The organism is Microbacterium sp. FG3 (assembly GCF_057809335.1).
Genome location: NZ_JBMDJT010000021.1, coordinates 31,851 through 43,718 on the forward strand (window position 1 = coordinate 31,851; position 11,868 = coordinate 43,718).

Here is an 11,868-nt window from a genome sequence, read left to right on the forward strand (position 1 = left end):
TGCGGCCGCTTCGTTCAGCAACCGATGGGCTGTGCGGCCTCCGCCGACCGATGGGTGTGCGGGGCGCCCCATCCGGTTGCTGAACGGAGGCGCGAAGCGCCGGAGATGAAGCGACCACCGCAACCCACCAACGGCCCCCAGAAACCGCGGTATGTCCGCCGAAACGCGGTCCTTACCCCCTACCTGAATATTCACTGAGTCGACCTCAGTTCGCCCTTGACTATTCGGGAAACTACCCCTTCTGCGGCCCGGCAGACCCGGACATGCTTGTGTCCCGTGACAACCCCCCAGACGACGGACGAGGCGCTTGCCGCTCGTCCCGATTCCTCCCCGGCGGAGGACAGGCCGCGAAGCCTCCGCGCCGTGCGCGGGCTCTCGGACAACCTGTTCCGGGCCGGCTCGCACTCGGGCGGCGTGATCGTTCTCGTGATCATGACGCTCGTGGGCCTGTTCCTCGCGATCCGTGGGGCGGAGGCCATCGGCGTCGCCGGCCCCGAGTTCCTCACGGAGCAGGACTGGGAGCCCGCGAGCGGCCGCTTCGGCATCGCGGCGGTGCTGTTCGGCACGGTGGTGATCGCGCTCATCGCGATCAGCGTCGCACTGCCGCTGGCACTGGGCGTCGCCACCTACATCTCCGAGTACGCGCCAGACGGGCTCAAGCGGCTGCTGACGAACATCGTCGACCTCATGGCCGCCATCCCCAGCATCGTGTACGGACTCTGGGGCGCGTACTGGCTGCAGGAGCAGCTCATTCCGGTCGCCGAGTGGCTCAGCACCTACCTGGGCTGGATCCCGATCTTCGCGGTGTCGCAGTTCGACCCGAGCGACCCGCTCGCCACCCCCACGGTGTTCACCGCGTCGGCGTTCCTGGCTGGCCTGGTGGTGGCGCTCATGGTCGCCCCGATCGCCGCGTCGATCATGCGCGAGGTGTTCGCGCAGGCGCCGCTGGGTGAGCGCGAGGGGGCCCTCGCGCTCGGCTCGAGCAAGTGGGGCATGATCCGCAACGTGGTCTACCCGTACGGGCTGGGCGGCATCATCGGCGGCACGATGCTCGGCCTCGGCCGGGCGCTGGGCGAGACGATCGCCGTGTACATCGTGATCTCGCCGATTTTCGTCATCAACTGGCACGTGCTTTCTGCCGGCACGAACTCCATCAGCGCCCTCATCGCGCTGCGCTACGGCGAGGCCTCGGCCCTCGAGCTGTCGGGCCTCATGGCAGCCGGCCTCGTGCTCTTCCTCATCACGATGGCCGTGAACTTCATCGCCGGCTTCATCGTCAGTCGCTCCCGCTCCGGGGCATCGAGCTGAGGCCATCGACATGACCACGACAGAGATCATCACCGACCCGGTGCGGCGCCGGGCCACGCTCCCGGGCCGGGTGACGCGCACGCACGTGCCGGGGCGCGACGGGCGGCTTCACGTGAGCCGGCCCGAGACGCGCCGCGAGCTCTCCACCATCCGCCGCGAGGACGTGCTGCGCATCGTGGGCGCGCTGGCCGCCGCGCTCACCGCGACCGGCACGCTCTTCTCCCATCTGGTGCCGTTCCAGGGTCCGCTGCCGTTCGTCCTGGTGGCGTACGCGCTGTTCCTGGTGTTCTTCGTCGTGCTGATCAGCTTCGACGACGACAAGGTCACGATCCGCGACCGCGTGATGGCCGTGGTCATCCACACCACGGCGCTGCTGCTGCTCCTCGCGCTGGCGATCGTCGTGGTGTTCACGCTCATCCGCGGGGCCGAGGCCTACCTGCAGCCGAACTTCTGGGTCGAGGACCTCTCGCTCGCCGGGCCTCTCGACCCCGTGACGGTGGGAGGGATGGCGCACGCCGCCATCGGCACGCTCATCGTCATCTCCATCGCGCTCGCCATCGCCATCCCGCTGGGCCTGCTCACGGCCGTGATGATGGCGGAGTTCCCCTCGCTCTTCACGCGGGTCGTGCGCACGGTGTCCGAGGCGATGACGGCGCTGCCCTCGATCGTGTGCGGCCTGTTCATCTACGCCACCTACATCCTGCTGTTCGGGCTGCCACAGTCGGGCTTCGCGGCAGCGCTGGCGGTGACGATCATGATCCTGCCGATCATCATCCGCTCGGCCGACGTGGTGCTGCGCCTGGTGCCGCAGACGCTCAAGGAGGCCTCGTTCGCCACGGGCGCGAGCCATTGGCGCACGGTGTGGCACGTGGTGCTGCCCACCAGCAAGTCGGGCCTCATGACGGCGATCGTGCTGGGCACGGCGCGCGGCATCGGCGAGACCAGCCCGGTGCTGCTGACGGCCGGCTGGACGACCTTCTTCAACCTCAACCCGTTCGAGGGGGCGATGGTCACGCTGCCGTTCGCCACGTTCACCCTGGTGAAGAGCCCCGAGGAGACGCAGATCGCCCGAGGGTTCGGCGCCGCCGCCGTGCTCATGGTGCTCGTGTTCATCCTGTTCGCGCTCGCCCGCATCATCGGCGGCAAGGGCGCCGGCATCCTCTCGCCGCGGCAGCTGGCGCGTGCCGCGCGCGCCAGCCGCCACGATGCCGAGCGTTTCGACGCCCGGCGCGCCGCACGCACGATCGATCCCGTCGCATACGGCGGGGACCGACTCCAACAGTCTCTGAGCGATGAGGGAGGGCAGCGATGATGGTGCTCGTGCGCATCCGCCGTGTGGGGCGCGGCGTGAGGCTCGCCGTCGCCGCGATGGCCGTGCTCCACGGCATCCTCGTGACCGTCTGCATCGTGCTGGGCGTTCAGACGCTGGTGCGCCGCGACCGCTCCAGCGATCGCGGCACGCCGGTCTACCCGATCTTGCCTTCGAACTTGCCTCCGAGCTGGATCGGCTCCGACACCGTCCAACCCCTCCACTGGGAGGACACATTCCCGGATTACGAGGACGAAGACATGGATGACGAGTTCCGCGCCGACGAGGGCGCGGGCGAGACAGCGACTCCGGCCGACGAGCCTGAGGAGACGCGCGAGAGGGAGACGGCATGATGCGCGCATCCGCCCCTCGACGGTTCGGCGCCGGCCGGATCGCCGCGATCCTGCTCGGCGTGCTGATGGTGGCCGTCGGCTCGCTCGGCGCGGTCACGCCCGCGCAGGCGGTGGGCACGGTGCACGTGCCCATCACGGGGTCGGGATCGACCTGGTCGGAGAACGCCCTCGCCGCGTGGATCCGAAACGTGTGGGCCAACTACCAGTGGAAGATCGAGTACTCCGGCGGCGGCTCCACCCAGGGCCGCACCGACTTCGCCAACGGCGTCAAGGACTTCGGCGTCAGCGAGATCCCCTACGGCATCGCCAACTCCAACGAGGCCGACCAGCGCCCGGCGCGCCAGTTCGCCTACATGCCGATCGTGGCCGGCGGCACGGCGTTCATGTACAACCTGCAGATCGGCGGCAAGCGCGTCACCAACCTGCGCCTGTCGGGCGACACCGTCGCGAAGATCTTCACGGGCGTGATCACGCGTTGGAACGACCCGCAGATCGTGGCGGACAACCCGCAGCTCGCCCTGCCCGACATCCCCATCGTGCCGGTCGTGCGCTCCGACGGCTCCGGCGCGACCGCGCAGGTGTCGATCTGGATGCGGCAGGAGCACACGGCGCTGTGGGACGCGTACTGCGGCAAGGTCGGTCGTCCGATGATCAACGGCCACTGCGGCGTCACCAGCAACTATCCCGCCGTGCCGGGCAGCGGCTTCATCTCGAAGAAGGGCTCCGAGGGCGTCTCGGGCTACGTGGCGCAGAGCTACGCGGTCGGTTCCATCACCTTCGTGGAGTACAGCTACGCGCTCAATTCCGGGTTCCCCGTCGCGAAGCTGCTCAACAGCGCCGGCTACTACACCGAGCCGACGGCGGGCAACGTGGCCGTCGCCCTGCTGCAGGCGCACATCAACGAGGATCAGTCCTCGCCGGACTACCTGACGCAGGACCTGCGCGACGTCTACACGAACGGCGATCCTCGTACGTACCCGCTCAGTTCGTACAGCTACATCATCCTGCCCACCGCGCTGGAGTCCGGATTCACCGAGAACAAGGGGCTGACCCTCGGGGCCTTCGGCTCGTACTTCCTCTGTGAGGGTCAGCAGTCTGCGGAGGTGCTGGGATACTCGCCGCTCCCGGTCAACCTCGTCCTCGGGGCCCAGCGGCAGCTCCAGAAGGTGCCGGGAGGTGACCCCGCACGGACGGGCTTCTCGGTGGGATCCTGCAACAACCCCACGCTGGACCCGAATGATCCGAACGGCAACGCGCTCGCGAAGAACGCCCCGTACCCGGAGGAATGCGATCGCCAGGGGCCCGTCCAGTGCTCCCGCGGCACCGGTGGCGCCAAGGACACGGCCACCGACGCGAGTGGCGCCGGCGGCGCCCAGAACGGCGGGCAGAACGGCGGTGGCCAGGGCGCCGAGGGCGGAGGTGCCGTGGGCGAGGGCTCTGTCGACGCCGCTGGCGCTGAGGCGCTCGATGCCGACACGGTCGGCGTCGACGGCGCATCCTCGGGCCCGATCGTCGTGGCCGGCAGCCCGCAGGCTCTGCCGCTCTCCCAAGCCGGGGTGCTGCCTGCCCTCGCGATCCTCGTGGCGGGCGCCGGCCTGCTCCTCGCCGCCATCATGCCGCCGCTGCTCGGCAGTCGGCAGCGCAAGACCCTCCTGCCCACCCCCACGCGCGGTTCGCCGCGCACCCGCTGAGAAGGACCACCCCGTGATCGCACTCCCCGCCCGCACCGCAGCCCCCGCGCTGCGTCGCTGGACTGCGCTCGCCGTCGTCGCGGCGCTCGCGGCAGGGCTCATCGCCGCCGCGTCGTCGGCGCCCGCACAGGCAGCCGAAGACACCGACTCGGCCGTGACCGTGAAGTGGGCCGGCGGCAACGATTCCGCGATCCAGCCGTACCAGCCGGACCACGCCGGGCTCACCAGCGACGGCGCCGGCAACGACGCGGGCGGCGGCCATTGGGACGACTTCAAGAACCTCGAGGTCACCGTGGCGAAAACGCAAGGGCTGGGAGACGAGGCCGTCACCGTCCGCGCGTCGGGCATGGCGCCCACGGTGAAACCCGACAACGGCCTGGCGAGCAATTTCCTGCAGATGTTCCAGTGCTGGGGCCCCGACCCGCTCTCGGACGACTTCCAGGAGACCTGCCAGTACGGCGGCTTCTCGTCCCAGGCGGGCGCGCGCAAGAGCATGGCATCCTACGACAATTTCGTGGCCGCGAGCGTGATCCACCGTTCCCAGAACGTCTTCGATCAGCGGTTCCAGACCGTGTGGAACGAGTACAACGAGCCGGTCCAGACCGACGCATACGGAACGTGGAACGGCACCCAGTCGTTCTTCACCGACGCCACCACGAACGAGCTCGTGGCGGTGCCGATCAGCGCCGACGGCACCGCCGAGGTCGCCTTCGAGGTGCAATCGGCGGCCGCGGCACCGCACTTGGGGTGCGGCGACACGTCCGAGATCGGCGCCGGGGAGCGGTGCTGGCTGGCGATCGTCCCACGCGGCGCCCACTCCAACGTGCCGGACGGGGGCGACGCTGCCGCGTGCGTGGGCCCCAACGTCAATAGGCGTGAGGACTTCTACGGCAGTGTCACCTCGGCGCAGAAGGGCTCTCCCGTCAACCCCGCGTGCACGGCCTGGAGCAACCGGATCGTGGTGCCCCTCGACTTCGACGATCCCTACCAGTCGTGCACCTCGGGCGGAGCGGAGCGCCGCGTGTCGGGCAGCGAGCTCATCGCCGACGCCATCGGCTCGTGGCAGTCGGCGCTGTGCACCGCGGCGACCGATCCGGTGGCGTTCAGCATGACCACCAACTCCGGCGGCCTCACCCGCAGCCAGCTGCTGGACGGCACGGTCCCGTTCGCCGCAGTCTCCGAACCGCTCACCGAGGGCACGATCGGCTCCGCCGACCCGGCGCTCCTGCAGGGCGCCCGGCTGCGCTACGCGCCCCTGGCGAACACGGCGCTCACCATCTCCTTCGTCGCCAACCACTCGGCCGGCAGCGTCAGGATCCGCGACGTCAAGCTCAGCCCGCGGATGGTCGCAAAGCTGCTCACCCAGTCCTATCTCACTCTCATTCCCACGATTCCCAACTCCGGCGTCACGGCCCCGCACCGGGCAGGCCGCCCGGAGCATGTCTTCACCGACCCGGAATGGGCGGCGCTGGGCAACCCGACCATCCAGCCCGGCACGGTCTCGGCGGATGGGCAGTTTGTCGTCAGCGGGCCGCAGGGCGACGACGCCATCCGGCTGCTGTGGGAGTACGTGCTCGCCGACGCCGACGCGGTGGCGTTCCTGCAGGGCACCGCCGACCCGTGGGGGATGACCGTGAACCCCTACTACCTTCCCCCCGGACACCGCGACGCGCTCGGCGGCGGCATCGACCTGCTCACCACACCGCCCGACAGCTTCCTGCGCGCCGACCAGACCGTCCTGCCCGGCGAGGGGCAGACGCTGAGCTACGTCAACTGGAAGGGGCAGACCATCGACTCGATCACGATGTTGCCCTACTCGATCAGCCTGGAAGCCAACGCGCAGCGGGTGTTCCGCGGCGACACGAAGTACACCGCCGACTGGGACCCGTACGTCGTGAACAGCGCGTTCGAGGCGGGCAACTTCGTGGCTCGCGGGGTACAGTCGCTCGCCAGCGGGCAGTTCATCCTGGGGCCGACGAGCCTCGCGGCGTCGGAGCGATACGACCTCGACGCCGTCGCGCTCGGCCTGCCGCTCTCGGAGCGCACCACAAAGGAGAACGCCGCCACTGCCCGCACGTTCGCCGCTCCCGATTCGAGCTCGCTGGCCCAGGCGCTCGCCGCGCAGCCCGAGCCCTCCGCGACCGGCATCGCCGACGCCGCCATCGGCGACCTGCCCGACGGCGCGTACCCGCTCACGACGACCGTGTACGGGGCGGTGGACCTGAACGCGCCCGCGCTGGACGAGACGGCCCGGAAGGAGTATGCCCGCCTGCTGGAGTACGCCGCCGGCGACGGCCAGATGCCCGGCGAGGGGCGCGGGCAGCTCCCCGCCGGCTACGCGCCACTCACCGATGCCCAGCGTGCCGTCACTCGCGCGGTGGCCGCGGAGCTGGTCGCCCCCGCCAGCGCGACCCCCGGCGATGACGCCGGCAACGACAACGGTGGCGACGCCGCCGGCGCTCCCGGGGCAACGGGGCCGGGGGGCGCCGCGACCGCCGGTGCCCCGACGAACCCCGGCGAAGACGCGGCGACTCAGACCCAGGTCTCCGGCGCGGTGGAGGAGGCCGTGGTGCTGACCGCGGCCGTGACCGCGCCGGGCGGCGCCGCGGTGGGCGCCGCGCTGGCGGCGAGCCTCGCCGCCCTCATCTCCTCCCTCCTCCTTCTGCGGCGAAGGGGTGCGGGCGGATGAGTTGATCGGCGAAACGGCGACGTCGTCGCCACCGACAACTCCACACAGACACTCGCTCGGTCCCGATGGCCGAACGAGGAGGCCCCCCGCCTCGGCTTGTGAACGGGGGCAGGGGGCCGGGCGCCAGCAGGCGCAACGAACCGAAACAATACCCAGAAAGGGTACGGTAATGCAAAACAGCACCACCAAGAAGTGGCTCCTCGGAGCCACGGCAACGATCCTGGGCCTCGCGCTCGCCGCCGGCGGGTCCGTCGCGGCGAACGCGGATCCGACCAGCCCCCGGCTGCTGAACGGGTCTGGCTCGGACACCTCCCAGGATGTCAACAACGGCCTCGCCGCGGTCATCGAGGGTGACCACGACGACAACGTGAACACGGCCGACGAGCTCATCGTCGGCTCGTGGGACGCGACCGGTGGCGGAACGATCGACACCGGTACGGGGCCGTTCGCTCGCCCGAACGGGTCGGGCAACGGCGTGACGGCGCTGAAGTCGGCGAAGGACACCACCACCCTCTGGAACGGTGTGAACCTTCCCTACGACGCGCTGCAGTTCGCCCGCTCTTCGAGCGCGCCGAGCGCCTCGGCCCTCGACGTGAACGGGGCTTACTACTACATCCCGCTCGCGGCCGACGCCGTGAGCTTCGCGGCGCACGACAGCAACGCGGTGATCCCCACCGACGCTGGGGGGAACTACGACCTCCCGCTCGGTGCCTCGGTCGGTGAGCGGTGGGCCTCCGGCGCCAACGCCGGTCAGCTCAAGCTCACGCTGAAGAACATCTACGGCAACATCGGCATCACGGGCAACGGCATCGCCACGCTGTACTCGGCGGAGTCGGGCGGCATCGCGCGCACGGTCGGCAACGAGGACTCCTCGGCGCAGATCGTGCCGTTCATCCCGCAGGCCGGCTCGGGCACCCGCTCGTTCTGGCAGACCACGATCACCGGAAGCAGCAGCATCGCCTTCGGTGCCCAGGTCTCCGACGTCTACGGTGCCTCCGACGCCAGCGTGCAGGAGCACGACGGTGCGGTGCTCGAGGCGCTGCCGCAGCGTGCCATCGTGCCGTTCTCGGTCGCGCAGCACATCGCGCAGAGCAAGGTCGCGGTCAACGACGCCTACTACGACGTCTATGGCATCACCGTGGCGGACCGCCTGCACGGCGCGGCGCTCGGCGAGATCAACAGCGTGGAGCCGGTCACGAACAACGGCACCCTGAACACTCAGTTCGCGGTGACGCGGCCGGTGTTCACCGTGGTCTACGCCGCCGAGCTGAACGACGACGGCATCCGCGGACGGGAGCTCGCGGCCACGTTCGCGGGCACCGGAGGCAAGGCGTACCAGGCGCTGCGTCCCGACCCCGCCAACCCGATCTCGGTGATCGAGGACTTCGGGTTCGGCAGCCTTGAGTTCGGTGCCGACTTCGTCATCGCCGGCCAGCTCTACACCGACGTCACGGCGGGCGAGGTCAGCAACCGCCTCCGCGCCAACCCGTAATCGCACCATCCAAGTCCCGGGGCTGCGGCGCCACCGCTCGGCCGCAGCCCCGGGCACCCTCGTGCGCGTCGATCGCGGTGCGCATCACGATCCGACCCGAAGAAGGAACCCACCCATGAGTCGCGTCACCCGAACGCACCGTCGCCTCCGCACGCTCGCTGCGGCCATCACCTTCGCCGCGGCAACCGCCTCGGCCGCACTCGTCGCGGCGCCGGCCCACGCCGCCACCGAGACGCTCAACCCCGCCAACGAGATCGACGGCGGCTACACCATGACCCTCGACCCGGCGGAGCGCAGCGGAGCCACCGCGCTCAGGACGGGCCCCACCACGGTCACGGTGAGCAAGGGCTGCCCGGAGGGCTTCCGCGCCAGCTCGCGCACCGTCCTGCTGCTTTCGAACGGCGAGCGCGTGGGGGCGGCGCTCCTCCGCTCCAACGTCAGTGTGGCGAACTTCGGGCTGACCGGCGCGCCGATCTCGCTCACCAACAACTACGCGAGCACCTGGTCGAACGCGTACACGCTGTTCGTCAGCGGGCCGGCCAAGTTCGTCATCACGTGCGACGCCGTGTACACGTCGGCCAGCTCCGCGAACCCGATCGGTGATTCGAAGTACTTCGTCACCGAGATCGAGTTCGACACCACGGCGCAGACGTGGAAGTGGGTCAACGACTCCGTGGAAGAGGCGACCCCGACCGAGACGACCGTCACCGCGGAGGCGACCTCGGCCACCTCGGTGAAGCTCACCGCGACCGTGATGCCGGCAGACGCGGCCGGCCAGGTGCAGTTCACTCAGAACGAGGTCGACATCGACGGCGCCCTGGTGAATGTCGTGGGCGGCACGGCCACGTACGACGTGACCGGGCTGGCTCCGGCCACGGAGTATGGGTTCGGTGCGCGCTTCGTGCCGGCCGACGCCGACGTCTATGCGGAGTCCTCGGCGGATCCGACCAACGCGGCTACCCCGGCGGACGAAAAGAAGCCGGAATTGGAGGTCAGCGTGCCCGACGAGGAAGCGCCTTCGGAGCCCTCGGGTCTGACGATCGCCCTCGACCCGGCTTCGAAGATCACCCTCACCGGCGAGACGCCGACGCGCCAGCCCGGCCAGGACTGGACGGCAACGGGCGAGCTCGGCAACGTGCGCGTGAACGATGACCGCCGTGACCCGGATGGCGAGGAATGGAGCCTCACCGGCAGCGCCTCGCCGTTCGCGAAGAACGGCGGCGGCGATCCGATCGCGGCGACCCACCTCGGGTGGCAGCCCGAGAAGGTCGACGGTGCGGGCACGGCCGGCGCCACGGTCACCCCCGGCGTCGACGGCGGTCTCTCCACGGGGAAGCCGCTCGCATCGGGCAGAGCATCGGCCGACGCGAACGTGACGACCGAGGTGAAGGCCGGGCTCACGCTCAAGGTGCCCGCAGGCACCCCGGGCGGCGACTACACCTCCACCCTCACCCTGACGCTCATCTGACGTCATCCGCGTCGGCATCCGCCGACGCACGCCCGCCCATCACGCCGGGACCCTGCCCGGCCCACGAGAACACAGCACATGACGAAGCGAACGCCCGTGATCGGGCTCCTCGGCGCCGCGCTCCTGGCGGCGCTGCTCGCCGTTCCCGCCACCGGCCCCGCGTCGGCGGCCGACGGCGCACTCGCGTGGGGCGTGCAGCCCTCGACGCCCGACGGCCCCGACGGGCGCACGTCCTTCGAGTACGAGGTCGCGCCCGGCAGCGTGATCGAGGACTGGGTGGCCGTCACCAACCGCGGCAGCGCCCCCGTGACCGTGCGGGTCTACGGCGCCGACGCGACCGCCGACTACGCCTCGGGCGCCTTCACGCTCGTCGGCGCCGACATCGCCTCCACCGACCTGGGCGCGTGGACGTCGGTCGACGGCGCTCCCGCCGCGTGTGACGACACGAACGACGCCGCGGAGGCCGCGTGCGCCATCGCGGTGGGCACCTCGATCACCCTCGAGCCGGGCACGCGCGCCGACCTGCCCTTCACCATCACCGTGCCGCACGACGCGGCCCCGGGCGACCACGCCGCCGGTATCGTCGCCGGCTACGTGACCGAGGGCGCGGGGGAGGGGCAGACCGTGCGGCGCGAGGACCGCGTGGGGGCGCGCATCTACCTGCGCGTGGACGGCCCGCTCTCGCCGGGCATGGGCATCACCGGCGCGACCGGTGGCTTCGACGCCTCGTGGGTGCCGTTCGCCCCCGGCACCGCGTACGCGGGGTTCGACGTCGTGAACGTGGGGAACACCCGCGTCGACGTGATCCCGGAGGCGCGGCTGACCGGCCCGTTCGGGATCGACCTGGGCACGGTCGTGCTCGACGAGATCGAGAACCTCGTGCCCGGCGCCACCACGCACGTGACCGCCGAGCTGCCCGGGGTGCCGCCGCTGCTGCTGCTCACCGCCGAGCTCACGCTCACGGCGGCGCCGGCCGGCGGCAGCGCGGCCGACGATCCCCTGCCCGCCGCGGTGAGCGCGTCGCTGACCGCGTGGGCGGTGCCATGGACCGGGCTCGCCGTGATCCTCGTCGTCGCCGCGCTCGTGGCGCTGACGATCTGGCGGCGGCGTCGCATCCGCGCCCGGCTGGCGGCCGAGCTCGCCGAGTACACCGACCAGCTCCTCGCCGGGCAGGCGGCCCCGCAACCCGAACCCGCCGGCGCGGGCTTCGTACCCCGCAGCGACACGGCAGGACGAGCATGAGCGACCAGCGCACGACCCCCACGTGGAGAGCAGACCGAGACATGAAGACCATCACTGCCCGCACCCGCACGCTGGGCCTCGCGGCGATGCTGCTCGCCGGCCTGGCGTGGTTCGCCGGCCCGCCGTCCGCGCACGCCCAGGTCGAGGACACGAGCGACGGCGACCTCACCGTGTCGGTGCCGGACGTGCCGCCCAGCAGCCCGCCCGCATCGCCGCCGCCGAGCAACCCGCCGGCGTCCCCGCCGCCGACGGGGGGTGACGCCCCGAACGGCACACCGGCGGGCGGCGGCGCACCCGCGGGCGGAGGCGCGCGCGG

8 protein-coding genes and 1 pseudogene are annotated in these 11,868 nt (G+C 71.0%); all 9 read left to right on the top strand.

The window, feature by feature from the left end; genetic code table 11:
• Nucleotides 1-363: 363 nt before the first annotated feature.
• Nucleotides 364-1,308 carry a phosphate ABC transporter permease subunit PstC gene (pstC, locus tag ACODR5_RS08635; RefSeq protein WP_488983347.1) on the top strand — a complete coding sequence of 315 codons (945 nt, stop codon included), beginning with the start codon at nucleotides 364-366 and terminating at the stop codon, nucleotides 1,306-1,308.
• A gap of 10 nt (nucleotides 1,309-1,318) precedes the next feature.
• Nucleotides 1,319-2,620 carry a PstA family ABC transporter permease gene (locus tag ACODR5_RS08640; RefSeq protein WP_488983348.1) on the top strand — a complete coding sequence of 434 codons (1,302 nt, stop codon included), beginning with the start codon at nucleotides 1,319-1,321 and terminating at the stop codon, nucleotides 2,618-2,620.
• On the top strand, nucleotides 2,617-2,970 hold the full coding sequence (locus ACODR5_RS08645) for a hypothetical protein (protein WP_488983349.1): 354 nt from the start codon (nucleotides 2,617-2,619) through the stop codon (nucleotides 2,968-2,970). Before ACODR5_RS08640 ends, ACODR5_RS08645 begins: the two co-directional genes overlap by 4 nt.
• Complete coding sequence (locus tag ACODR5_RS08650) at nucleotides 2,967-4,661, top strand: phosphate ABC transporter substrate-binding protein PstS (protein WP_488983350.1); 1,695 nt, start codon at nucleotides 2,967-2,969, stop codon at nucleotides 4,659-4,661. The genes ACODR5_RS08645 and ACODR5_RS08650 overlap by 4 nt, the downstream gene beginning before the upstream one ends.
• Before the next feature lie 13 nt (nucleotides 4,662-4,674).
• On the top strand, nucleotides 4,675-7,350 hold the full coding sequence (locus tag ACODR5_RS08655) for a hypothetical protein (protein WP_488983351.1): 2,676 nt from the start codon (nucleotides 4,675-4,677) through the stop codon (nucleotides 7,348-7,350).
• Between the two features lie 169 nt (nucleotides 7,351-7,519).
• Nucleotides 7,520-8,842 carry a hypothetical protein gene (locus ACODR5_RS08660; protein WP_488983352.1) on the top strand — a complete coding sequence of 441 codons (1,323 nt, stop codon included), beginning with the start codon at nucleotides 7,520-7,522 and terminating at the stop codon, nucleotides 8,840-8,842.
• Between the two features lie 115 nt (nucleotides 8,843-8,957).
• The gene (locus ACODR5_RS08665) at nucleotides 8,958-10,310 is read left to right on the top strand and encodes a hypothetical protein (protein WP_488983353.1); all 1,353 of its coding nucleotides are present in this window, start codon (nucleotides 8,958-8,960) and stop codon (nucleotides 10,308-10,310) included.
• Between the two features lie 78 nt (nucleotides 10,311-10,388).
• On the top strand, nucleotides 10,389-11,552 hold the full coding sequence (locus ACODR5_RS08670) for a hypothetical protein (RefSeq protein ID WP_460818257.1): 1,164 nt from the start codon (nucleotides 10,389-10,391) through the stop codon (nucleotides 11,550-11,552).
• A gap of 41 nt (nucleotides 11,553-11,593) precedes the next feature.
• Nucleotides 11,594-11,868 (top strand): annotated as a pseudogene (locus ACODR5_RS08675) (hypothetical protein); the annotation flags it as partial.

Excerpts from the sequence above, each read along its gene's own strand:
- ACODR5_RS08645 (WP_488983349.1), top strand. The coding sequence starts at position 2,617 with ATGATGGTGCTCGTGCGCATCCGCCGTGTGGGGCGCGGCGTGAGGCTC.
- ACODR5_RS08670 (WP_460818257.1), top strand. The coding sequence starts at position 10,389 with ATGACGAAGCGAACGCCCGTGATCGGGCTCCTCGGCGCCGCGCTCCTG.
- ACODR5_RS08650 (WP_488983350.1), top strand. The coding sequence starts at position 2,967 with ATGATGCGCGCATCCGCCCCTCGACGGTTCGGCGCCGGCCGGATCGCC.
- ACODR5_RS08660 (WP_488983352.1), top strand. The coding sequence starts at position 7,520 with ATGCAAAACAGCACCACCAAGAAGTGGCTCCTCGGAGCCACGGCAACG.
- ACODR5_RS08640 (WP_488983348.1), top strand. The coding sequence starts at position 1,319 with ATGACCACGACAGAGATCATCACCGACCCGGTGCGGCGCCGGGCCACG.
- ACODR5_RS08665 (WP_488983353.1), top strand. The coding sequence starts at position 8,958 with ATGAGTCGCGTCACCCGAACGCACCGTCGCCTCCGCACGCTCGCTGCG.